Source organism: Ruegeria sp. AB8, assembly GCF_056542605.1.
In genome coordinates this window covers 40,219-61,570 of sequence record NZ_JBQGAB010000005.1, presented here as the reverse complement: position 1 = coordinate 61,570, position 21,352 = coordinate 40,219, and the positions used below count along the sequence as shown (strand labels likewise).

Below are 21,352 nucleotides of genomic sequence, written 5' to 3'. Positions count from 1 at the left end.
AGACATACATGACCCGCACCGTTTACGTGAATGGCGAGTACCTGCCCGAGACCGAGGCCAAGGTATCCATTTTTGACCGAGGCTTTCTGTTTGCAGACGCCGTTTACGAAGTCACCAGCGTTCTGGACGGCAAGCTGATTGATTTCGAAGGTCATGCCGTGCGCCTCAAACGTTCGTTGGACGAGTTGGAGATGGCCGAGCCCTGCACCAAGGAAGAACTGCTTGAGATCCACCGAAAGCTGGTGGAGCTGAATGGCATTGATGACGGTCTGATTTACCTTCAGGTGAGCCGCGGATCGGACGGCGACCGGGACTTTGTGTTCCCCTCTGCGGATACCAAACCCAGCCTTGTTCTGTTCACTCAGAACAAGCCGGGTCTGGCCGACAGCCCGGCCGCGAAAAAGGGTGCAAAGATCATTTCGATTGAGGATATCCGCTGGGGCCGCCGCGACATCAAGACCGTGCAGTTGCTGTATCCGTCGATGGGCAAGATGATGGCCAAGAAAGCGGGCTGTGACGATGCGTGGCTGGTCGAGGACGGCTACGTGACCGAAGGCACCAGCAACAACGCCTATTTCGTCAGGAACGGCAAGATCGTCACCCGCCCGCTGTCCAACGACATTCTGCACGGCATTACCCGCAAGGCCGTGCTGCGCATGGCGGCAGAAGCGCAGATGGAAATCGAAGAGCGGCTGTTCACCATCGACGAAGCCAAAGAGGCGGATGAGGCTTTCACCACTTCGGCCAGTGCATTTGTCATGCCCGTCGTCGAGATTGACGGTGTGGCGTTGGGCGACGGAACGCCGGGTCCGATTGCCAAGCGTTTGCGCGAGATCTATCTGGACGAAAGCCGCAAGGCTGCGATCTGAAGAAAAGGCCCGCTGCATCGGCGGGCCTTTTTTCAGGCGTCAGCCTTTCTTGGTGACATTTTCTTCGAAGGCGACTTTGAAGGCGGCTTGTTTCTCGGGGCTGGCTTCGGTTTGGTGGTTGGCTTTCCACTCATCCATTGTCATGCCGTAGAATATCTGACGGGCATCGTCCTTACCTATCTCGATGCCTTTTTCATTGGCGGCTTCCTGGTACCAGCGCGACAGGCAGTTGCGGCAGAACCCGGCAAGGTTCATCATGTCGATGTTCTGCACATCGGTGCGGTCTTCCATCAGGTGCTTCTGCAACCGGCGGAAGGCCGCAGCCTGAAGTTCGATTTCGGTTTGCTTGTCCATGAGATGGCTCCGAGTGATTGTCTTGTGTTCCGAGCCTGACCTAACAATCCGGCGGCTTTGTTACAACAAACAGGAAGGGCCTAACGGACCCCTCCCAGCCTTTGAAATCGAATTCATGCCAGTTTCAACGCCAGCCAGGGCATCAGGCAGAATACGATTGTCAGGATCTTGTAGTTGGCGAGATACCTGAAATATGCCCTTTTCACGTCGGCGCGTTCCATCTGGAACATCCGGCCGTGAATCCCCGCGATCCAGTCCTGAAGGACTATGATCATCAATGTGGTAAAGCCCAAAAGGGCGATGTTCAGGACCGTCATCCAGCCGAAGACGGTCGTCAGGATTTCCTGAGTCATGGTCGTCTCCTTTCCCGTAATATATGGGGTTCGAGAGGTGTGCTCACAATGACGTGAGGTCGGGAAACGGCCCGAGGTGACCCAACGTCACAGGTCGCTGTCTTCCAAGGCGCTTTGCAAGATCGGGGCCAGACGTTCGGCCCATTCACGCTGTCCGGCATGGTCTGCGATCAGGTCATTGCGCAGTTCGATCAGCGCGTTCGGGCGACCGAAGTTGGTGCAGTGCTTATTGATCGCATCGCCGGGAAGAACTCCAGTATAGGGTTCGTTAACGCCAACACACAAATCGCGCTCTGCCTCGAGCCGGTTGATCAGCGGACGTGAGAAACGTTCATCCGGCGTGTGCAGGATTCCGATATGCCAGGGGCGCGGTTCGCGGCCCCGCAACTGACGCGTAAACGAATGCATCGACACGATCACCGCGTGCGGCAGGGCCGCCAACTGCGCCAGCGCCTCGTGATAGGGGCGGTAGCACATGTTCAGGCGGCGTTCCTTTTCGGCCGCGTCCGCGTGGCGGTTGCCGGGGATGATCGAACCGTCATAGAGCTTCATCAGAAGCGTCGGGTCGTCCTCGCCGCGGTTCGGGTCGATCACCAGACGTGAGAAATTGGCGGCGATCACCGGAGCGTTGAGAATTTCGCCCAGATGTTTCGACACCTCGTAGGCACCTACGTCATAGGCGATGTGACGTTCCATATCCTCACGCGGCAGGCCAAGGTCTCCGCCGTTGATTTCGGGCGGTACGGTGTTGGTTGCATGGTCGCAGGTGATCAGCCAGCGGGACGGGCGATCCTCGCCGTGAATGAAAAACGGAGTGTACGTCATGAGCCTGTCATCAAGTTTGCCGCAGGTGTAGGGCAGTTGCTTCGGAAAGGGAATTGCGCAATAAGCACATCCAAGCACTGTTTGCGGTAACATTGAGTCATCGAGGAGAGCAAGACCGATGCGACGCCTGAGAAATGTGAAAATCGTGGCGACGCTGGGGCCGGCGTCCAACGACTATGACACCATTCGCGCCCTGCACGAAGCCGGAGCGGATGTCTTCCGCCTGAACATGAGCCACGGCAGCCATGATGAAATCCGCGAACGGCACCGGATCATCCGGCAGGTGGAAAAGGACCTGGAAAGCCCGATCGCGATTCTGGCCGATCTTCAAGGCCCGAAGCTGCGGGTCGGTGTGTTCGGCAATGGCGAAGAGGAATTGCAGGAAGGGGCCGCGTTCCGGTTGGACCTGGATCCGGCGCCTGGTGATGCTGACCGTGTCTGCCTGCCGCATCCCGAGATTTTCGCCGCACTGGAACCGGGTGCGCGCCTGTTGGTCAACGATGGCAAAATTCGTCTGATCGTTGCCGATTGCGGTCAGGATTTCGCCAATTGCACGGTCGAGGTCGGCGGTACGATCTCGAACCGCAAGGGGGTGAACGTGCCGGACGTGGTGCTTCCACTGGCGGCCCTGTCGGCCAAGGACCGTGACGATCTAGAATTTGTCTGCCAACTGGGCGTGGACTGGCTGGCGCTCAGCTTCGTGCAGCGGGCACGGGACGTTTATGAGGCGCGCACGCTGGCCGATGGCCGTGCCGCGATCTTGTCCAAGATCGAAAAGCCCGCCGCTGTCGAGGCATTCGAGGACATTCTCGATGCGTCTGATGGGATCATGGTCGCACGCGGCGATCTGGGCGTTGAATTGCCGGTGTCGGCTGTGCCCCCGATCCAGAAACGACTGGTACGCAGATGCCGGGCCGCGGCCAAGCCGGTGATTGTGGCCACGCAGATGCTGGAAAGCATGATCGAAAGCCCGATGCCGACGCGCGCCGAAGTTTCGGACGTGGCCACGGCGATCTATGAGGGTACCGATGCCATCATGCTCAGCGCGGAATCCGCTGCCGGGGATTACCCTGTCGAGGCGGTTCAGACCATGAACAAGGTTGCCATCGAGGTCGAGGCCGACCCGACCTACACGCAGATCATCGCGGCCTCGCGTTCGGCCAAGGGGACGACGATCGCCGACGGTATCGTCGCCGCCGCCCGCGAGATTGCTGAAAAGACGGATATCAAGGCCATCTGCTGCTTTACCCAAAGCGGCACAACAGCCTTGCTGACCGCTCGTGAGCGCCCCGGTGTTCCGATCATCGCCATGACGCCGGCCCGAGGCACCGCACGGCGCCTGTGCCTGAGCTGGGGCTGCCATTGTGTCATGACGCCCGAGCTTGAGCGGTTCAAAGGTGCTGTGGTCAACGCGGCCCGTGCTGCCCGCGCCGGTGGGTTTGCGTCCGAGTCCGATCAGATCGTGGTTACCGCAGGGGTGCCGTTCAACGTGCCGGGCACCACCAATATTCTGCGCATTGCCCCTTGTGACGAACGGTTGATCTACAACACCGACCCCGGTTGAAGAGATAACGATGCCCCGGCATGTCGCCGGGGTGCCTGAGCCGGGCCGGAAAAGCGAAGATTCTGGTCGAACCCCCCTTGCCAGTATGGCCGAACTTGCGTAAACGGCGCTTCTGATCGCGTGACCGGCCGAGATGGCATGCCGAGTCGCGTTTGAAACCGAACCCGGAAAAGGAGACGGAAATGCCTAAGATGAAGACAAAAGCGAGCGCCAAGAAGCGCTTCAAGGTGACTGCGACCGGTAAGGTCCTTGCTGGCCAGGCCGGCAAACGGCACGGCATGATCAAGCGGACCAAGAAATTCATCCGCGACGCCCGTGGCAACACCACCCTGTCCGCCCCCGACGCCAAGATCGTCAAGGGCTACATGCCCTACGACCGCTAAGAGGAGATTAAGAGATGTCCCGCGTTAAAGGTGGAACCGTAACTCACGCCCGTCACAAGAAGGTTATCAAGGCCGCCAAAGGTTACTATGGCCGCCGCAAGAGCACCTTCAAGGTTGCCCGTCAGGCCGTCGACAAGGCCAACCAGTACGCAACCCGCGACCGCAAGAACCGCAAGCGCAACTTCCGCGCGTTGTGGATCCAGCGTATCAATGCTGCTGTCCGTTCGCATGACGAGGCACTGACATATTCCCGCTTCATCAACGGCCTGAACCTGGCCGGTATCGAAGTGGACCGCAAAGTTCTGGCCGACCTGGCCGTGCACGAACCGGAAGCGTTCGGCGCGATCGTCGCCAAAGCTCAGGCTGCTCTGACTGCCTGATCCTCTTTCAAGAGACAGTGAATAAAGGGCCGTCCCATTGGGGCGGCCTTTTTTCTCGTTGCGGTGAATTTTGGGCATCTCCAGCAAGTAACACCTTCTGACCGGGAAATTCTTGTCTTATGCTGGGCTGAAGCTGGGGCTCTGGAGGGAGCGATGCTGGAAATTCAGGCTGTCAGAACCCAAACACAAGCAGATGCCGTTTATTCGTTGGCATACGAGTTCACGGACTGGCTGCGCGAACGCTATCCGGAAATGGCGGCAGATATTGATGTTTACCTCAAACACCAGAAGTTTGATGAGCAGATCCGAGATGTGCTGATCCATTTCAGCCCGCCAAAAGGGGAATGCCTGCTTGCCGTCAATAATGGGCAAGCGATCGGAATTCTGATGTTGAAGGATCTCGGAGAGGGGACTTGCGAAATGAACAGGATGTTCGTTCGCGAAACCGCGCGGGGGCTGGGGGTAGGCCGGGCTCTGGTCCAGGAACTCAAACGGCGGGCACGGGAAATGGGCTTCAGAACCATGACGCTGAGCGCCCTGCCGCGCCACCACGAAGCTCTGGCCCTTTATCGGGCGAGCGGGTTCCAGTTAGATGATCGCGCAAGGGATGCAGGAAACTCGGCAAACGCTGTTCTCATGAAAATCAATCTGGATGCGCTTTCCGAATAATGGCTGGCCCTGCGGTTTTTGCTGACAAGAAACCAGTTTGTGGTCAAAAAAAACCGGCGCTAAAAGCGCCGGCTCAATTTGCAAATCACCTCGGGTCTGTTTACCCGAACACACGCCCCAGCGCGCCGTCAACGGCGTCAGTGATCTGGTCAATGTCATCCGCCGTTGCGATCAGCGCGGGCGAGAAGCACAGCGTGTTGTTGCGGCTGGGGATCGAGCGGTTGGTGGCCCCGATGATGACGCCCTGCGCCATACAGTCGGCCACAACCGCCTGAACGCGTTTCTCGTCCATCGGGTCTTTGGTGGCGCGGTCGGTTACCAGTTCGGCACCCAGGAACAGGCCCTTGCCGCGCACGTCACCGATCACCTTGTGTTTTTCCATCAGCGCCTGCAGGTTGCCCATCATGCGGTTGCCCATGTCGGTGCAGTTGCCCAGCAGGTTCTCGTCTTCGATGATGCGCATGTTCTCGATCGCGGCCGCCGGACCTGCGGTGCAGCCGCCAAAGGTCGAGATGTCGCGGAAGTAGTTCAGCGGATCGGATGCGTCGTCCTTGAACAGGTCAAAGACTTCCTCGGTGGTGACCATCACGGCAATCGCCGCATAGCCCGAGGCAACGCCTTTGGCCATGGTCACGAAGTCCGGCTTGATTCCGTATTGCTGATAGCCGAACCATGTGCCGGTCCGGCCGACGCCGCAGACGACCTCGTCAATATGCAGCAGCACGTCGTACTTCTTGCAGATCTCCTGCACACGCTGCCAGTAGCCTTCCGGCGCTTCGATCACGCCACCGCCTGCGGTCACGGGCTCAAGGCACAGCGCACCAACGGTGTCGGGACCTTCGCGCAGGATCACTTCTTCGATCTGGTTTGCGGCCCATTCACCGAAGTTCTCCTCGGGCGCGCCGTCCAGCTCGTGCTTGCGGTATTCCATGCAGTGCGGAACGCGTACGAAATCAGGCGCAAACGGACCATACTGCGCGGTGCGCTCGTCCTGACCGCCTGCCGACATGGTCGCCAGCGTCGAGCCGTGATAGTCGCGGTCGCGATACAGGATCTTGGTCTTCTTGCCGCCATAGCGCTTATGCGCGATCTGCCGGACCATCTTGAACGCTTTCTCGTTCGCTTCCGAGCCCGAGTTGGTGTAGTAGACGCGGCTCATCCCCGGCATCTTTTCGATCAGGTTTTCAGCAAAGATCGAACCGGGAATCGAACCTGCGGTATTGGCGAAATAGCACAGCTTCATCAGCTGGTCGTACACCGCCTTGCAGATCGATTCGCGGCCATAGCCTACGTTGACCGTCCAGACCCCGCCGGACACGGCATCCAGATGCTCTTTGCCTTTCTGGTCCCAGACGCGCATGCCCTTGCCTTCGACAATGATGCGCGGGTCACTGGTTTCAAAAGGTTTATGCTGCAGCAGATGGTGCCAGATATGGGCGCGGTCGGCTTCGACTACGCGCGAAAGATCGTTTTCGTTGAACGTGCCGTCCATGACATGTCCTTTCCAAAATGCAGTGCCCGGCGGCGAAATCAGCCCTGTCCCGGGAAGTGTTTCCGATAGCCCAGATCACCTTGAAAGGTGCTTTGTAGATAGGGCCAGATCGCATCATCCCGTATCTCCAGAGCATAGGCCAGCGTATTTTTACGGATTTGCACAGCCCTGTCTTTGTGGTGAAGTCTACCGGCACGAATTGGGAGGACCAGCGGATGTCAGGCACCAACATCTATACCCGCCATCTGGATAAAAGCGGCGCGAACTACACACCGTTGTCTCCGCTCAGCTTTATCGAAAGGACGGCGCAGGTTTACCCGGATTATCCGTCCGTGGTTTACGGTGATCGCAGGTATACTTGGGAGGAAACGTACACGCGTTGCCGCCAGCTTGCCGGCGCGCTCGCGGCGCACGGAATCGGGCAGGGGGATACGGTGTCGATCATAGCGGCCAATCTGCCTGAAATGTACGAGGCGCATTTTGGCGTGCCAATGGCAGGGGCAGTGCTGAACGCGATCAACACCCGGCTGGATGCTCCGATCGTTGCGTTCATCCTGAACCATGCCGAAGCCAAGGTTCTGCTGGTGGATCCCGAGTTTTCAGGCGTGGTCAACGAGGCGTTGAAACAGGTCGATCACGAGGTTTTGGTCATCGACATAGAAGACCCAAGTTTTGCCGGCGGCGAAAAGATCGGATCAGTCACCTATGGTGATTTTCTGGCCACGGGTGATCCGCATTACAACTGGTCGTTGCCGGCAGATGAATGGGACGCCATCACGCTGAACTATACCTCCGGTACGACCGGAAACCCGAAGGGCGTCGTCTACCACCACAGGGGTGCCGCCCTGAACGCGCAATCGGATATTCTGGACTGGGACATGCCGAAACACTCGGTGTACCTGTGGACCCTGCCGATGTTTCACTGCAACGGGTGGTGTTTCCCATGGGCCATGGCGGCCAATGCCGGGGTTTCGGTCTGCCTGCGTGCAGTGCGGGATGAGCCGATCTATGCCGCGTTCCGAGAGGAGAAAGTAACCCATTTCTGCGGTGCCCCCATTGTTCTGAACATGCTGGCCAATGCCCCGGACCACCTCAAGGTTTTTGATCATCCCATCAAGGTGATGACCGCCGGTGCGCCGCCGCCAGCCGCCGTCATCGAAAAGATGGAGGCCATGGGCGTCGAAGTGACCCATGTTTACGGGCTGACCGAGACTTATGGCCCTTCGGTTGTCTGTGCGTGGAAAGAGAAATGGAATGAGAGGGGCGCGGATGAACGCGCTGCGCTGAAGGTGCGGCAGGGTGTGAAATACACGGCGCTGTCCGGCCTGATGGTCGCGGATCCGGAAACACTGGAACCTGTTCCGGCCGATGGCGAAACCATGGGTGAGATTTTCATGCAGGGCAACGTCGTGATGAAAGGGTACCTGAAAAACCCGGATGCCACGGACAAGGCGTTCCGGGGCGGTTGGTTCGCTTCGGGCGATCTTGGGGTGATGCATCCCGACGGCTATGTCGCGTTGAAGGACCGATCCAAGGACATCATCATTTCGGGGGGCGAAAACATCTCATCCGTCGAGGTTGAGGGGATCCTTTACAAGCATCCCGCCGTGATGGAGGCGGCAGTGGTCGCGCGCCCGGATGACAAGTGGGGCGAAACACCCTGTGCATTTGTCGAACTGAAGCCGGGCAGGGAAGCAACTGAGGCTGAAATTATCACTTTCTGCCGGGACAACATGGCCCATTTTAAAGCGCCCAAAACGGTAGTTTTCGGCGCATTGCCCAAGACCTCGACCGGCAAGATCCAGAAATTCAAGCTGCGCGATCAGGCGCGAGAGCTCTCTTAGGTCCTGGCGTCATCGAAAATGGACAGATCGAGAGGCAGCATCTCTCCCATCCAGATCGCGCGGTCACGGTGATCGCTCAGATGGTCGCCGGTCTCGGGGTGGGTGAACACGGTCAAACCCCTGCGGTTTATCATAAGCCAGGGAATGACCTGGTCGAATGTCTCCGGCCCAAAGCCCAACTGGCAACTCCACCGGGGGTGGGGGCCGACATTGCGCGCATGCATTCGGCCCACCTGAACGGGAAACAGGCGCGCGGCTTCTTCACAGACAAGCCGGGCAGATTCCTGTGTATCCGCGTCAAAATAGACATGGGCGTGATAGCCGGTAATTTCAGTCATATAGGGCCTCGATCATCATTCACTGGCCAAAGTGTACCGGCTGCACGGCTTCCTAGCCATCCTTGTCAAACACACAGAGACTGTGCGCTGAATCAGGCTGGGGCGTGCGCGTCAGGATATGCCGCTGCAAACGCCGGGTGTTTGGTGCACGCGGCCTCAACTTGCAGGATTCGGGGCATTCCGCTCAGGTCGACCTGCCAGCGGCGCGCATTGTACATCTGCGGCATCAGGCACAGATCGGCCAGACCGGGCGCGTCTCCGGTGCAATACGGGGATTGATCGAACCCGCCCAGCAGGTCTTCAAACGCCAGCAGACCGGGGCGAATGAAATGACGCATCCAGTCGTCGGGCATGTCACCGGCCCCGCCGCTCAGCGTGGTGGCATGGCGCGCGACGGAAAGATTGCAGACGGGATGCAGGTCGACGGCAATGGAATGCGCCAGGGCCTGAACTTTGGCACGTTTGCCTGCGTCAGCTGGCAGCAGCCCCAGATTTCGCGTTTGATCGAGATACTCAAGGATTGCCAGAGACTGGGTCAGCCGCAGGCCGTCAATCTCCAGAACAGGAACGAAACCCTGCGGATTCCGGGACAGGTGGGCCTTGGATTTATGTTCGCCCGCAACCAGATCGACGATTTCCGACCGATAGGGGATGCCAGCCAGATTAAGGGCGATCCGAACCCGGTAGCTGGCCGATGACCGCCAGTAGTCATAAAGAACGACGTCACTCATCCTCGTCTCCGCTGCCAAATCACCCCTGCTCCTTTTTTGCCCATATGCTGAATTGGTTGAGGCCGTCCCTGACGGAGACCTGTGGGGACCAGTTCAGCAGGCGGCGTGCCTTCGAGATATCGGCCAGAGCATAGCGAATGTCGCCGGCGCGGAAATCGCCGGTGACTTGGACGCCGTTGCGCGCGTCCCCGACAAGGTCGATCAGTTGCCGGGCCACGTCGATGATGGTCGCCGCCTCGCCTGCGCCGATATCCACGATCTGATCCGAGAAGCTGTCCAGCGCGACGGTGCTGGCAAAGGCGCGCACAACGTCGTCGACATAGATAAAATCGCGGGTGATGTCGCCGTCCTCGAAGATGTTGAGCGTCTTGCCCTGCATGATCTAGTCGGCAAAGATCGAGATCACGCCGGTATAGGGGTTCGACATGGACTGCCCCGGGCCATAGACGTTCTGCAGGCGCAGAATGCCGACCTCGGTCGGGGTGCCCCAGAAGGCCTGGGTCAGCAGGTATTCCTGCATCAGCTTGGTCGAGGCATAGATCGAGGCGGGTGCCACCGGGCAGGTATCGGCATTGGTCGGCACCGGTGTCAGGGTTTCGCCGCTGGCCGATTTCGGCAGGAAGTCTCCGTTCGACATGTCCTGGCTGGTGCGGGCGACCGCAGGCACAAGGACGTTGTTGGCGTCCACGCAGGCGCCCTCGCCATAGACGCTGCGCGAGCCGGTCAGAATGATGCGGCGTACCGGGGTATCGGCCGCGCGCACCGCCTCGATCAGGTTGGTGGTGCCGATGATGTTGACCTCGTTGTACCGGGTCGGGTGGTCAAAGGACTGGCCGGTGCCGGTTTCGGCGGCCAGGTGGAAGATGAACTCGGGCCGGACCTGCGACATGGCGCGCTGCATGTCGTCGCGCGAACGCACGTCGCCCACGATCATCCCGGCGCCCGAGGATTTGGCGATCCTGAAATTGGTCTCGTTCTGGAAATGAACCTGTGGGTGCAGCGAGTCGAAAATCGTGACGTCATGCCCTTGCTGAACAAGTTCAGCGCTCAGCCGCGACCCGATAAAACCCGCGCCCCCCGTGATCAGAATCTTCATTAAGCTATCCACCATGTCTACAGATGGCGCGTCACTAGTTCATTCAGGCGAATTTCGCAATGTAGCCCGGATGTGCCGGGTGCAACCGGCCTGAAAATTCAACGTCTCAGGCGTTGTCCTGGAGCCGGCAGGTGCCGGCATGTGTTGAGGCAGGTGAGCCCAAATACTAGCTACACGGCAAGTGCATTTAGGTTTTAAATGCCCCGCATGACCGGAGCACGTCCGCCACAAAAAGTTCAACGGCCTGTCTGTGCAGGCTGGAAGATCGCGTTGCGAGGTAGAATGTCGAGGTCCAGTGCAGTCTTTCAGGCGCAAGTTCTCTCAGACGGCCGTTTTGCCCAAGGCCTTCCACAAAGTGAACAGGCAGCGGCCCCAGAAAATGGCCGGTTTCAATCAATGTCGCCATCGCCTCCATATTCGCCACGACCGCTTTGGATTCCTGGGATTGCAGTTCTGGCGATACCAGCATGCCGTAGGACCGCTGGCAAATCTGATGTTGCGAGATGACGTCGAGATCGATCTTGTTGTCGGGCTGGTCGTACAATGGATGGTCTCGGCCGCAGTAGAGCCGATGTTCTTCCTGACACAGTTCGTAATAGGTCAGTTCGGCAACCTGATTGCGAAATGGCGCAATTGCCACATGCAGTTCCCCGGTCAGCAACCGTTGCGTCAATTCTGTTGGTGAGGCAACGACGACTTCCAACTGCACCTCGTTTGGCCGATCCAGAAATCGCTTGAGGGCTTCTGCCAGGTTCAGCTCGGCCAACGAGTTGACAGCGTCCACGACGCCGATCCTCAAATCGCCGGCTATCGTATTTCGAAGCCCCAGCAGTTCGGCATCAAAATCACGCGCGCTCCGCAATATGTCTTTGGCCTTTTTGTAAGCAATCTCGCCGCGTTCCGTCAGCCAGAAACCGCCGCGCCCCCGTTCGCAGACCCGGTAACCCAGCGCAGCTTCCAGGTCGCGGATTCGGATGCTGATGGCTGATTGGGTGATACCTAGCGCATATTGCGCATCGGTGAATCCACCGCAATCGACCACGGCAACAAAAGTCTCCAGAAGTGTATTTCTCAGCAGTTTCAACGATCAGCCCTCACTGAGGTCATTGCATGAAGAATCCTTATGTCAACATTTACAGTATGATATTTTTTAATGAAAGGAACCGTGATGTGATCTCCCTCAGAAGCAACTGACTAAGCGAAACGGGAGGATATTCGCGTGGCTTTTACTCTTAGTACCCTAAGAACAACTGCGGCCGCCGCGCTGCTCGGGCTGGCGCCCATTGGTGTGCTGGCGGAAGACTGGAAATTCGCCATCGAGGAAATTCCGGGCTCGATCATGGATGCCTATGCGCAGGAGTTCAAATCCCGCATCGAAACCGCGACGAATGGTGACGTGACCGTGACCGTCTATCCTATGGGCACGCTGGGCACGCCGACAGAAACAGTCGAGCAGGCCGCCGATGGCATCATCCAATTCACCAATGTCTCGATCGGCAACTTGGGCACTGTTGTGCCGGAAAGCCAGGTGTTCCTGCTGCCCTACCTGCTGCCGTCCGACCCGGCTGCAATCTCGAACATCCTGAGCAGCTCGGAAACCATATACGGCCCGATGAATGATGATTTCCGCCAGCGCGGTCTGGAAGTTCTGACGATGTATTCCGAAGGCCCGCAGGTCTGGACCACCAACCGCGAGATCCGCACGCCTGAAGACTTCGACAACTTCAAGATGCGCGTGATGGTGTCGCCGATCCTGCTGGAAACCTACAAGAACATGGGTGCAAGCCCGACGCCGCTGCCGTTTGGCGAAGTGTTCGGGGCGCTGCAACTGGGTGCTGTTGATGGTCAGGTCAACCCGATCCCGACCATCGAAGAGATGAAGTTCTATGAAGTCACCAGCCACCTGATCTGGGCTGGCGAGCAGGAGCTCGTCACCACAGTTGTGGCCGGTTCGGACTGGTTTGAAACCCTCAGCCCGGACCGCCAGCAGCTGGTACGTGACACCATGGCCGACATGACCGGGTTCATCGATGGCGTTGTCACCGACTTCAACCAGCAGCGTCTGGACATCATCAAGGAAGCCAAGCCTGACATCGGTCTGGTTGTTCTGACCGAAGAAGAGCGTGATGCGTTCCGCGCGCGCAGCACCGACACCTCGGCGACTTTTGTTGATACCGTCGGTTCCCGCGGCCAGGAGTTGCTGGACGCGCTGCAGGCGGAATTGGCTACCAACTAACCTCTCCCCAACCACTCATATAAAACGTCCTCACGCGTATTGCGCGTGAGGCTTCAAAAAGGGAGGACTTCATGCACAGCGGCACTACCACTCCCTTCGGCTTTCTGGGAAAGATCGACGCCGTCATCGGACGGATCGAAGTCTGCATCCTGGGCTGGGGGATCATCCTGATGGCCTTGAACACAATCGTCAATGTCTTTGGCCGGTATGTGTTCAACCAGTCCATCTATTTCTCTGAGGAACTGAACGAGTTCCTGATCGTCATCGTCACCTTCATGGGGCTGGGCTATGCCACCCGCAAGGGTATCCACATCCGCATGTCGGCGATCTATGACGCATTGCCGATCAAACTGCGCAAGGGTCTGATGGTGGTGATTGCCGCCACCACCGCAGTCGTCATGGCGGTACTGGCCTGGTACGCGCTTGAATATGTTCAGAAAGTCGCCTCGCGCGGGCGGATAACCCCGGCGCTGCAGCTGCCGCTGTACCTGACCTATGTCTGGGTGGTGATCGGACTTGCGCTGGCTTCATTCCAATACCTGCTGACCGCGATCCGCAACCTGAATTTCGCCGAGGAGGAGGTCTACGTCTCGTACCTAGAGGTCGACAGCTACGAAGACCCCGAGACCGCGGCGGCCATCAAGAAATTCGAAGATTCCAAGGAGGCAGGCAAATGACCGAGTTGATGCTGGTCGTCATGATCGTCCTGCTGCTGGCAGGCTTCCCGATGAAAATGCCGCTGATCTCGGCGGCGGTGCTTGGGTTTCTCGTCTATTTCCCAGACATGAACATGCAGATTCTGATCCAACAGATGATCGGGGGTGTGAAACCGGCTGCGCTGATCGCGGTGCCGATGTTCATTCTGGCCGCTGACATCATCACACGCGGTCATTCCGCCAACCGGCTGATTGACCTGGTGATGAGCTTCATGGGTCATATCAAGGGCGGGCTGGCCATCTCGGTTACGTCTGCCTGCGCACTGTTCGGCGCGGTTTGTGGCTCGACACAGGCGACGGTTGTGGCCATCGGCGGCGCGATGCGCCCCCGGATGCTGAAATCGGGCTACAGCGACAGTTTCTCGATCGGTCTGATCGTGAACGCCGCCGACCTTGCCTATCTGATCCCGCCGTCGATCGGCATGATCATTTATGGCGTCGTGTCAGGCACTTCGATCTCGCAACTGTTCATCGCGGGTATCCTGCCAGGGCTGCTGATCCTGGCGCTGTTCTCGGCCTATTGCATGGTCTACGCCTATCGCCATGACATCCCCGTGCTGCCGCGCGAGGGCTGGGTGCAGCGTTTTACCGCCCTGCGCAAAGCGCTATGGCCGATGGGTTTTCCAGCGATCATCGTGGGCGGTATCTATGGCGGCGTCTTTTCCCCGACCGAAGCTGCTGCGATTTGCGTTCTCTATGCGGTCGTGCTGGAGGTCGTGATCTTCCGCTCGATCAAAATCGGAGATCTTTTCGATATCGCGCTGTCCACCGGTGCCATCACCTCGGTCGTTTTCATCCTGATTGCGGCAGGCGCGGCGTTCAGTTGGACGCTCAGCTTTGCGCAGGTACCGCAGACCATCATCGCAGCATTGGGTCTGGAAAGCGCCAGCCCGCTGATGGTGCTACTCGCAGTCAACGTGGCCTTCTTTGTTGGCTGCATGTTTGTGGACTCGATCGTGGTGATCCTGATCCTGGTTCCGATCTTCGCGCCTATGATCAAGGCCAGCGGGCTGGACCCGGTTCTGGTCGGTGTGCTGATCACGCTGCAGGTTGCCATCGGAGCGGCGACGCCACCCTTTGGCTGCAACCTGTTCACCGCCATCGCGGTCTTCCGCCGCCCCTTTGTCGAGGTGGTACGCGGAGTACCCCCGTTCCTGATCATCCTTTTGATCGTGACGGGCTTGCTGATAACCTTCCCTCAAATCGCCCTGTTCCTGCCGGAACTGGCCTATCGCTAAACCATAAGAAACGGAGAAAATCATGTCGGGACATGGTTATGAAGCTGGTCGCCTGAATCTGCCTTTTGTCGGCATCTCGACCTTTGGCAAGAAACCTTATGTCGAGAACTGGGACGAGATTGACGCCGATGTGGCGATCCTTGGCGCGCCATTCGATTTCGGCTGTCAGTTCCGCTCGGGCGCACGGTTCGGGCCACGCTCGGTGCGCGAGGCATCGACCCTGTTCAGCTTTGGTCACGCGGGAGCTTATGATCACGAGGATGACGCCACCTATCTGGGCAGCGACGTGCGCATCGTCGATCTGGGGGATGCCGATATCATCCACACCAAGACCGAGGAAAGCCACGCCAACATCGAATACGGCGTCAGGAAAATCCTCGATGCCGGCGCGATCCCTGTCACCATCGGCGGCGACCATTCGGTCAATATTCCCTGCATCAACGCATATAGGGACGACTGCGCCAAAAACGGACCGATCCACGTGATCCAGATCGATGCGCATCTGGACTTCGTCGACGAACGGCACGGTGTCACCGTTGGCCATGGCAACCCGATGCGCCGCGCCATCGAAAAGGACTATGTCTCGGGCATGACCCAACTGGGCATCCGCAACGTGTCCTCGACCGCGAAAGAAGGTTATGACGATGCGCGGGCGCGCGGATCGGACATCCTGTCGGTGCGGCAGGTTCGCAAGCTGGGCGTCGAAGGCGTTCTGGATCGCATCCCGGAAGGCAGCCGGTACTATGTCACCATCGATATCGACGCTTTCTGCCCGTCGATTGCGCCGGGTACAGGAACACCCAGCCATGGCGGGTTCCAGTATTATGATGTTCTGGAAATCCTGCAGGGCCTCAGCAAACGCGGCGACGTGGTCGGCATCGATCTGGTCGAGGTCGCGCCTGCTTATGACCCCTCTGAAAGCACACAGATCCTGGCAGCCCAATTGTTACTGAACTTTATCGGGTTCATTTTCCACAACAGAAAATAGGCTCCCTCCCATGGCGTTTTCTGATGCCGTGACACGCCGGCGCGCTGACAACAAACGTCGCGTGCCGGTTTGGACCGTTCCCATAATGCATTGACGGTTGCGCGGCTTGAACCAAGGCCCCTTTGCATCCTCGGACGATCGGTTCGGGAAGTGGAGCGAATCTCAAGATGTGCGACTCTAAGGGCGTGCAGTGTTTGTTCAATCCCCGGGAAAGCTATGGCCTGACTTACGAAACGTTTCGTTCATCAAGAAACTTCATCGTATTTTCCAGGCCTTGTCGCATGTGGTCTTCAAGGTGATCCAGCATGTCATCCAAGCTGTCCCCGTTGGCTAGCTGAATATACTTGTCGTGGGACTCATGGAGCGGGCCGCCACGCCCATGCGCCTTTTGATGCATGGCAAAGTAGAACTGCAAGTTGGGTTTCAGACGTTCCCAGCTTTGCAACAGCAGGGTATGCCCCGACAGTTCGTAGCACCAAGAATGAAGATGCATTTCGGCCATGATCGCGCCGTATGGATCATTGTTCGAGATGCAATCGCATAGCTTGTTGTTTCGCATCTGCAGGTCGGCGAGGCTGATCAGATCGCGCTTGTCCCAGCAGAACTGGAAGGCCATCTTCTCGAGCCCGGTGCGAAACGAATAGATTTCATCCAGATCAACCGGATCCAATGTACGCAGGAACGTTCCGCGGAAAGGCAGATAGACCAGAAGCCCGATCTCGCTCAATTGAACCATGGCCTCGCGAAGCGTTGCGCGGCTTACGTCCAATTGGGCGGCAACTTGTGTTTCAAGCAGCTTTGCACCCGGATCCAGATTGCCGGTCAGGATCAGTCTCTGGAGACGCTCCAGTGTTCTGTCTTTCAGCGTGTCGCCGGATTTTTCTGGTGAGGATTCTTTCCGTGTCATTTCGATCCCGTTGGTGGAACACCCGATGGGCGGAAGGCGAGATTACTTCTTTAAGCCAGGATAGCCAGAAAAATGACCGAAGCTGAACTTTCTATTCCGGTTCGACGGCTGGCTGCGGTGTTTGGAAACTTAAGTTAGTTCGAATATGCAGTATTGTCGACAATTATACAAATTGTCGACAATATGAAAATCCTGCTGTAGTGTCATGCCAGGTGGGGATTCGAAAAGCGCGAAACCTGGCTGCGATTGCCCACCCCATCGGCAAGAACAGTTCATCCGGTCCGGAACCGGGATGACGCAACAGGTGAAAAGGGAGAAATTCATGTTGTCGACCGGCGTTCTCAAACGGAAAATGCACTCGGGGCTCGCGGTGATTGGCGCCGCTGCGCTGCTGTCGGGCGCTCCGGCAAAAGCCGAAGAGTTCCTGACCATCGGCACGGGCGGTGTTACCGGCATCTATTACGCCGTTGGCGGCGGCATCTGCCGGCTGGTCAATCAGGGACGGAAAGAGCACGGCATTCGCTGCTCGGTCGAGAGCACCGGCGGTTCGGTCTACAATCTGCGCACGATGCGTGAAGGTGAACTGGAGATGGGCATTGTGCAATCGGACTGGCAGTTCCACGCCCTGAACGGAACCAGCTTATTCGAAGAAGATGGTCCGGATTCTGAGCTTCGCAGCCTGTTTTCTCTGCATCCGGATACGGTCATCATCGCCGCGCGCAAGGATACGGGGATCGAGTCGCTGGACGATCTTGGCGGTCGGACTATCAATCTGGGCAATCCCGGCTCTGGTACGCGAGGGACGGCAGAGGTTCTGGTAGACGCGTTGGGTTGGGATATGAATCACTTCGGGCTGGTGACCGAGTTGAAGTCCGCAGAACAATCCGCAGCGTTGTGCGACAACACCATCGAGGCGTTTCTGATGGTCGCTGGGAACCCGGTGGCCAACGTTCTGGAAGCCGCCACAACCTGCGACATCAACATCATTCCGGTTGAAGGCGAAGCCGTGCAGGCTCTGGTCGAGAGCAAACCCTATTACGGTAACGTCACCATTCCGGGTGGTCTGTACCGCGGCGTAGATGGAGACGTTCCGTCCTTCGGTCTTCCGTCCACCTTCGTGACATCCTCGGACGTGCCGGAAGAAACCGTCTACGTGATGGTCAAGGCGGTCTTTGACAACTTTGATGCCTTCAAGTCGTTTCACCCGGCCTTTGCCAACCTCAAGAAAGAGGAGATGGTCGTAAACGGACTGTCCGCACCGATGCACCCCGGTGCAGAGCGCTATTTCCGCGAAGTCGGGTTGTTAAACTAACCACCTTTACCAGGGCGGCGGCCATCGCCGCCTCTGCACCACCTAAACCCAGCGTCCAGCTACGAGCGAAGATATGAGCGAGCAATCCCTGAGCCATTCCACCCATGACGCGCAGGAAGATCTGCGCAATCGGGACATCAAGATCTTTCTCAACGGCAGGATCGTACCGCGCAGCGAAGCCATGGTGTCCGTCTACGATTCCGGCTTCATGCTGGGTGATGGGATGTGGGAGGGGCTGCGGCTTTATGACGGTGTATGGGCGTTTTTTGACGAACACATGGATCGGTTTTTTAACAGCTGCAAGGCCGTCTCGATTGATGTTGGCATGAGCAAGGCCGAAGTCCTGCAGGCGCTGAACGATACTGCCAAGGCCAACGGTATGACAACGGACGCACATTGCCGGTTCATGGTGACCCGGGGGCCAAAGGACAAGCCGTTTCAGCATCCCGGGTTGTCACGGTCCGGGCCCACGGTAGTTGCAATCGTCGAGCACTCGAAACCCGCGGACAGCCTGATGAGCCAGGGCATCCGGCTGGCCACCGTGCCTCAGGTGCGGGGGCTGCCGATGAGCCAGGACGCCAAGTATAACAGCCACTCGAAACTGAACTGCGTCATAGCATGTCTGCAGGCCGAGCAGGCGGGTGCCGACGAAGCCCTGATGCTGGACCCTCATGGCTTTGTGAACACCACGAACGCATGCAACTTTCTCATCGTGCGCCGTGGCGAGGTTTGGACCTCCACCGGAGACTACTGCATGAACGGGGTGACGCGCCAAAAGGTCATCGACCTGTGCCATGCCAACGACATCCCTGTGTTCGAAAAGAACTACTCGATATACGAAGCCTATGGTGCCGACGAGGCATTCCTGACAGGTACTTTCGGCGCCCAGACACCCGTCGCGTCAATTGATGGAAAAAAAATCGGTGAACATGAAGGTGCCGGTCCAATGACCCGTCGCATCCGAGAGCTCTACAAGCAGCTTGTGCAGCGAAATGTTCGCCATCAAGCCGGTTGCCCCGACTAAGCGGAGAGCATTGAGAGCGACCTGGCCAAACTGTTGCTTTTTTCGGTTTGCAAAGTGCGCACCGCCTTCCAAACGAGAGATGCTGAGGAAGGGGAACCTGCAAAATCACAGCGGACATTGCCCGCCCACATGGCCTCCAGAGTGAGAGAGAGGCATGTTCTTCCAACAGCAACTTGGCGTTATCCGCGTCTTTGATCAGAGCGGCATCGAACATGCCTTTGAGATCAGAACCCTCAGTCCGGGTATCCCAAGCAACGACGGCTCGTAAACACCGGACTGTTCAAAGTAGGGAAACTAGAGCATCCACTCGACCGGCAGCCACCTTACGACCGCCGTCAACGCGCGCTGGAAGCTGCTGGTTTCCGGTTCCGTCATGTGAACGGTGACTGTCCCGTCTTTTTCTTCTTGCAGCCAGATCACCTCACCGTTGTCGGCCAGTTCAACACGGTACGCGAATTCGGGCCTGTTCAGTTGATCGGCAAGCGATGCCGCAATCGCAGGGCTTTCGACCAGCAATCCCATTTCGGTATTGAGACGCGCAGATCTGGGGTCAAGGTTATAGGAACCGATAAACACCCGCTTTCCATCGGACCCAAAGACCTTCGCGTGTAAACCCGATGCTGATCCGGCCAGTATCTCGGGCAGGCTTCGGTCGCGATGTTCCTGCCGTAACGCCCGAAGTTCCAGCAATTCGACACCGCTGTTCAGCAGGCCATCCCTGTATCGCATATAGGCCGCATGAACCGGCATAACGTCCGTGGCGTCCAGCGAGTTGGTCAGAACGCGGACCTTAACGCCGGACTTCGCCAACCCTTCCAGAATGTCAGCCCCTCTTTCACCGGGAATAAAATACGCCGACACAAGGTCCAGCGAGGTTTCAGAGCCTTGTGCGAATTCGATCAGCCGTTCCACGATCAGGTCTTCGCCTTTGACTTCGCCAAGGCCTTTTGCCGGGTCGTCAGCAAAAAGGGTGATTTCGCTCCATTCGAACTTCAGATCATGTGCGGCTATTTGATCGGTCAGCGCATTTTCCTGGATTGCCTTTTGGTAGCCCGCGCCAACGGCAGTCTGTCGCGCAGCGTCCGCCGTGGATTGAAGGCTTTGTTCCGCCGGAGGCCCAAGAAAGAGGTCGGCGTCGTAGGATGAACCGCTGTTCCAGTAAGAATCGAAGGATTGCGAAACCTCGTCCACGATCGGACCAATGGCTATTGCGTCCACGTCCAGGTAGTGGGTTCCAGCGCCGTAATCGAAGTAAATGTCGCCGACATTGCGGCCCCCGACAATCGTTGCCACACCGTCCACTGTCATTGATTTGTTGTGCATGCGTCGATTCAGGCGGCCGAAGTCAAAAGCATATGACAGGAGTTTGGGGTTTCTCAGCGTGAACGGATTGAAAATACGCACATTTGCGGTCGGTAGGGCATCGAGTTCGGCAAGATAACTGTCCATTCCGGATATGCCGCTATCGTCGACCAGCAACCTGACCCGCACGCCGCGCTCGGCCGCCGACCTAAGCTCATCCAGCAGCATCACGCCCGTGACGTCATCTTGCCAGATGTAGTACTGAGCATCGATTGAGGAAACCGCCTCTCTCGCGAGGATGGCCCGGGCCGCGAAAGCCACGCGCCCATTGCCCAAAGGCCGAATTCCGTCCCGCCCGGGATTCCGTTCGAGAGCGTTTTTGATCGTCTCCCCCAAGGGTCCGGTCCAGTCCGCATCTTGCTTCAGCGTTCGCTCAGAGAAATTCTCTTCAGGAAGCGGAAACGCCAGTCTTAACCCGACTACGGCGATTGCGATCACCACCACTGCAATCAAACAAATCCTGATCAGCCGCATTCAGGGTCCCTTGTTGTGCGCGCCGGATTGGCCTTGTTGCCAAGATTGACCTATTGGAACTTGGGTTTTCAAGAGAATAGATCGAAGCAAGTGGTTTAGCGACATGCTGTGACTGCCTTTGGGCGGAATCAGACCATCGCGCTAAGTTCCGGACTCTGAGGAAGGATGCGGATCTCAGGCAAAGTGAGGATCAGCGC

General features: G+C 57.9%; 22 protein-coding genes and 1 pseudogene. 12 read left to right on the top strand and 11 right to left on the bottom strand.

Annotated features, from left to right (window positions below):
- Positions 1-8: 8 nt before the first annotated feature.
- The gene (locus ACR0CG_RS06805; RefSeq protein ID WP_480523608.1) at positions 9-869 is read left to right on the top strand and encodes a D-amino-acid transaminase; all 861 of its coding nucleotides are present in this window, start codon (positions 9-11) and stop codon (positions 867-869) included.
- Positions 870-908: 39 nt separating this feature from the next.
- Here the strand turns inward: ACR0CG_RS06805 and ACR0CG_RS06800 are convergent, their stop codons facing one another.
- The 3 genes from ACR0CG_RS06800 to ACR0CG_RS06790 all read right to left on the bottom strand — a co-directional run bounded on the left by ACR0CG_RS06800 (position 909) and on the right by ACR0CG_RS06790 (position 2,401).
- Positions 909-1,223, bottom strand: coding sequence for a DUF1244 domain-containing protein (locus ACR0CG_RS06800; protein WP_480523607.1), 315 nt, complete (start codon positions 1,221-1,223; stop codon positions 909-911).
- Between the two features lie 113 nt (positions 1,224-1,336).
- Positions 1,337-1,576, bottom strand: coding sequence for a DUF6868 family protein (locus ACR0CG_RS06795; RefSeq protein WP_170682117.1), 240 nt, complete (start codon positions 1,574-1,576; stop codon positions 1,337-1,339).
- Positions 1,577-1,663: 87 nt separating this feature from the next.
- On the bottom strand, positions 1,664-2,401 hold the full coding sequence (locus ACR0CG_RS06790) for an N-formylglutamate amidohydrolase (protein ID WP_480523604.1): 738 nt from the start codon (positions 2,399-2,401) through the stop codon (positions 1,664-1,666).
- A 118-nt stretch (positions 2,402-2,519) separates the two neighbouring features.
- Between ACR0CG_RS06790 and pyk the strand changes: the two genes are divergently transcribed.
- From pyk to ACR0CG_RS06770, 4 genes are all read left to right on the top strand, one after another.
- Complete coding sequence (pyk, locus tag ACR0CG_RS06785; protein ID WP_480523602.1) at positions 2,520-3,965, top strand: pyruvate kinase; 1,446 nt, start codon at positions 2,520-2,522, stop codon at positions 3,963-3,965.
- 182 nt (positions 3,966-4,147) lie between these two features.
- Positions 4,148-4,348, top strand: coding sequence for a 50S ribosomal protein L35 (gene rpmI / locus ACR0CG_RS06780; protein ID WP_088632295.1), 201 nt, complete (start codon positions 4,148-4,150; stop codon positions 4,346-4,348).
- Positions 4,349-4,362: 14 nt separating this feature from the next.
- Complete coding sequence (gene rplT, locus ACR0CG_RS06775) at positions 4,363-4,728, top strand: 50S ribosomal protein L20 (RefSeq protein WP_152457001.1); 366 nt, start codon at positions 4,363-4,365, stop codon at positions 4,726-4,728.
- Between the two features lie 153 nt (positions 4,729-4,881).
- The gene (locus tag ACR0CG_RS06770) at positions 4,882-5,397 is read left to right on the top strand and encodes a GNAT family N-acetyltransferase (protein ID WP_170816066.1); all 516 of its coding nucleotides are present in this window, start codon (positions 4,882-4,884) and stop codon (positions 5,395-5,397) included.
- A 100-nt stretch (positions 5,398-5,497) separates the two neighbouring features.
- Here ACR0CG_RS06770 and ACR0CG_RS06765 read toward each other — a convergent pair whose 3' ends face one another.
- Positions 5,498-6,889, bottom strand: a complete 1,392-nt coding sequence (locus ACR0CG_RS06765; protein WP_170616061.1) for an aminotransferase family protein — start codon at positions 6,887-6,889, stop codon at positions 5,498-5,500.
- Between the two features lie 38 nt (positions 6,890-6,927).
- Positions 6,928-7,053, bottom strand: coding sequence for a hypothetical protein (locus ACR0CG_RS06760; protein WP_480523599.1), 126 nt, complete (start codon positions 7,051-7,053; stop codon positions 6,928-6,930).
- A gap of 51 nt (positions 7,054-7,104) precedes the next feature.
- On the opposite strand from ACR0CG_RS06760, the gene ACR0CG_RS06755 reads away from it, so the two are divergent.
- The gene (locus ACR0CG_RS06755; RefSeq protein ID WP_480523597.1) at positions 7,105-8,733 is read left to right on the top strand and encodes an acyl-CoA synthetase; all 1,629 of its coding nucleotides are present in this window, start codon (positions 7,105-7,107) and stop codon (positions 8,731-8,733) included.
- Here the strand turns inward: ACR0CG_RS06755 and ACR0CG_RS06750 are convergent.
- The 4 genes and pseudogenes from ACR0CG_RS06750 to ACR0CG_RS06735 all read right to left on the bottom strand — a co-directional run bounded on the left by ACR0CG_RS06750 (position 8,730) and on the right by ACR0CG_RS06735 (position 11,982).
- A complete protein-coding gene (locus tag ACR0CG_RS06750; RefSeq protein WP_480523595.1) occupies positions 8,730-9,071 on the bottom strand; it encodes a DOPA 4,5-dioxygenase family protein in 342 nt (113 codons plus the stop codon). The genes ACR0CG_RS06755 and ACR0CG_RS06750 overlap by 4 nt on opposite strands.
- A 92-nt stretch (positions 9,072-9,163) precedes the next feature.
- On the bottom strand, positions 9,164-9,802 hold the full coding sequence (maiA, locus tag ACR0CG_RS06745) for a maleylacetoacetate isomerase (RefSeq protein ID WP_480523594.1): 639 nt from the start codon (positions 9,800-9,802) through the stop codon (positions 9,164-9,166).
- Positions 9,803-9,821: 19 nt separating this feature from the next.
- Positions 9,822-10,898: pseudogene (locus ACR0CG_RS06740) on the bottom strand (NAD-dependent epimerase/dehydratase family protein).
- Positions 10,899-11,085: 187 nt separating this feature from the next.
- Entirely contained in the window at positions 11,086-11,982 is an 897-nt protein-coding gene (locus tag ACR0CG_RS06735; RefSeq protein WP_480523592.1) for a LysR family transcriptional regulator, read from the bottom strand.
- 135 nt (positions 11,983-12,117) lie between these two features.
- Between ACR0CG_RS06735 and ACR0CG_RS06730 the strand changes: the two genes are divergently transcribed.
- The 4 genes from ACR0CG_RS06730 to speB all read left to right on the top strand — a co-directional run bounded on the left by ACR0CG_RS06730 (position 12,118) and on the right by speB (position 16,076).
- Positions 12,118-13,134, top strand: coding sequence for a TRAP transporter substrate-binding protein (locus ACR0CG_RS06730; protein WP_480523590.1), 1,017 nt, complete (start codon positions 12,118-12,120; stop codon positions 13,132-13,134).
- Between the two features lie 71 nt (positions 13,135-13,205).
- Positions 13,206-13,811 (top strand): TRAP transporter small permease, encoded by a 606-nt coding sequence (locus ACR0CG_RS06725; protein ID WP_480523588.1) that lies wholly within the window; start codon positions 13,206-13,208, stop codon positions 13,809-13,811.
- Positions 13,808-15,088: a TRAP transporter large permease gene (locus tag ACR0CG_RS06720; protein ID WP_480523586.1), complete on the top strand. Its 1,281-nt coding sequence runs from the start codon at positions 13,808-13,810 to the stop codon at positions 15,086-15,088. Before ACR0CG_RS06725 ends, ACR0CG_RS06720 begins: the two co-directional genes overlap by 4 nt.
- Positions 15,089-15,110: 22 nt before the next feature.
- The gene (gene speB / locus ACR0CG_RS06715) at positions 15,111-16,076 is read left to right on the top strand and encodes an agmatinase (RefSeq protein ID WP_480523584.1); all 966 of its coding nucleotides are present in this window, start codon (positions 15,111-15,113) and stop codon (positions 16,074-16,076) included.
- Between the two features lie 226 nt (positions 16,077-16,302).
- On the opposite strand, the gene ACR0CG_RS06710 is transcribed toward speB, so the two are convergent.
- The gene (locus tag ACR0CG_RS06710; RefSeq protein ID WP_480523582.1) at positions 16,303-16,983 is read right to left on the bottom strand and encodes a GntR family transcriptional regulator; all 681 of its coding nucleotides are present in this window, start codon (positions 16,981-16,983) and stop codon (positions 16,303-16,305) included.
- A 322-nt stretch (positions 16,984-17,305) separates the two neighbouring features.
- On the opposite strand from ACR0CG_RS06710, the gene ACR0CG_RS06705 reads away from it, so the two are divergent.
- Together ACR0CG_RS06705 and ACR0CG_RS06700 are read left to right on the top strand one after the other, a co-directional pair.
- A complete protein-coding gene (locus tag ACR0CG_RS06705; protein WP_480523580.1) occupies positions 17,306-18,295 on the top strand; it encodes a TAXI family TRAP transporter solute-binding subunit in 990 nt (329 codons plus the stop codon).
- A 73-nt stretch (positions 18,296-18,368) separates the two neighbouring features.
- Positions 18,369-19,319 (top strand): aminotransferase class IV, encoded by a 951-nt coding sequence (locus tag ACR0CG_RS06700; protein WP_480523578.1) that lies wholly within the window; start codon positions 18,369-18,371, stop codon positions 19,317-19,319.
- Positions 19,320-19,613: 294 nt separating this feature from the next.
- Here ACR0CG_RS06700 and ACR0CG_RS06695 read toward each other — a convergent pair whose 3' ends face one another.
- Positions 19,614-21,155 (bottom strand): phospholipase D family protein, encoded by a 1,542-nt coding sequence (locus ACR0CG_RS06695; protein WP_480523577.1) that lies wholly within the window; start codon positions 21,153-21,155, stop codon positions 19,614-19,616.
- Between the last annotated feature and the right edge of the window lie 197 nt (positions 21,156-21,352).

Bases quoted from the DNA above. Each gene is read 5' to 3' on its own strand.
- ACR0CG_RS06805 (WP_480523608.1), top strand. From the start codon at position 9: ATGACCCGCACCGTTTACGTGAATGGCGAGTACCTGCCCGAGACCGAG.
- ACR0CG_RS06800 (WP_480523607.1), bottom strand. From the start codon at position 1,223: ATGGACAAGCAAACCGAAATCGAACTTCAGGCTGCGGCCTTCCGCCGG.
- ACR0CG_RS06795 (WP_170682117.1), bottom strand. From the start codon at position 1,576: ATGACTCAGGAAATCCTGACGACCGTCTTCGGCTGGATGACGGTCCTG.
- ACR0CG_RS06790 (WP_480523604.1), bottom strand. From the start codon at position 2,401: ATGACGTACACTCCGTTTTTCATTCACGGCGAGGATCGCCCGTCCCGC.
- pyk (WP_480523602.1), top strand. From the start codon at position 2,520: ATGCGACGCCTGAGAAATGTGAAAATCGTGGCGACGCTGGGGCCGGCG.
- rpmI (WP_088632295.1), top strand. From the start codon at position 4,148: ATGCCTAAGATGAAGACAAAAGCGAGCGCCAAGAAGCGCTTCAAGGTG.
- rplT (WP_152457001.1), top strand. From the start codon at position 4,363: ATGTCCCGCGTTAAAGGTGGAACCGTAACTCACGCCCGTCACAAGAAG.
- ACR0CG_RS06770 (WP_170816066.1), top strand. From the start codon at position 4,882: ATGCTGGAAATTCAGGCTGTCAGAACCCAAACACAAGCAGATGCCGTT.
- ACR0CG_RS06765 (WP_170616061.1), bottom strand. From the start codon at position 6,889: ATGGACGGCACGTTCAACGAAAACGATCTTTCGCGCGTAGTCGAAGCC.
- ACR0CG_RS06755 (WP_480523597.1), top strand. From the start codon at position 7,105: ATGTCAGGCACCAACATCTATACCCGCCATCTGGATAAAAGCGGCGCG.
- ACR0CG_RS06750 (WP_480523595.1), bottom strand. From the start codon at position 9,071: ATGACTGAAATTACCGGCTATCACGCCCATGTCTATTTTGACGCGGAT.
- maiA (WP_480523594.1), bottom strand. From the start codon at position 9,802: ATGAGTGACGTCGTTCTTTATGACTACTGGCGGTCATCGGCCAGCTAC.
- ACR0CG_RS06725 (WP_480523588.1), top strand. From the start codon at position 13,206: ATGCACAGCGGCACTACCACTCCCTTCGGCTTTCTGGGAAAGATCGAC.
- ACR0CG_RS06720 (WP_480523586.1), top strand. From the start codon at position 13,808: ATGACCGAGTTGATGCTGGTCGTCATGATCGTCCTGCTGCTGGCAGGC.
- speB (WP_480523584.1), top strand. From the start codon at position 15,111: ATGTCGGGACATGGTTATGAAGCTGGTCGCCTGAATCTGCCTTTTGTC.
- ACR0CG_RS06710 (WP_480523582.1), bottom strand. From the start codon at position 16,983: ATGACACGGAAAGAATCCTCACCAGAAAAATCCGGCGACACGCTGAAA.
- ACR0CG_RS06705 (WP_480523580.1), top strand. From the start codon at position 17,306: ATGTTGTCGACCGGCGTTCTCAAACGGAAAATGCACTCGGGGCTCGCG.
- ACR0CG_RS06700 (WP_480523578.1), top strand. From the start codon at position 18,369: ATGAGCGAGCAATCCCTGAGCCATTCCACCCATGACGCGCAGGAAGAT.
- ACR0CG_RS06695 (WP_480523577.1), bottom strand. From the start codon at position 21,155: ATGCGGCTGATCAGGATTTGTTTGATTGCAGTGGTGGTGATCGCAATC.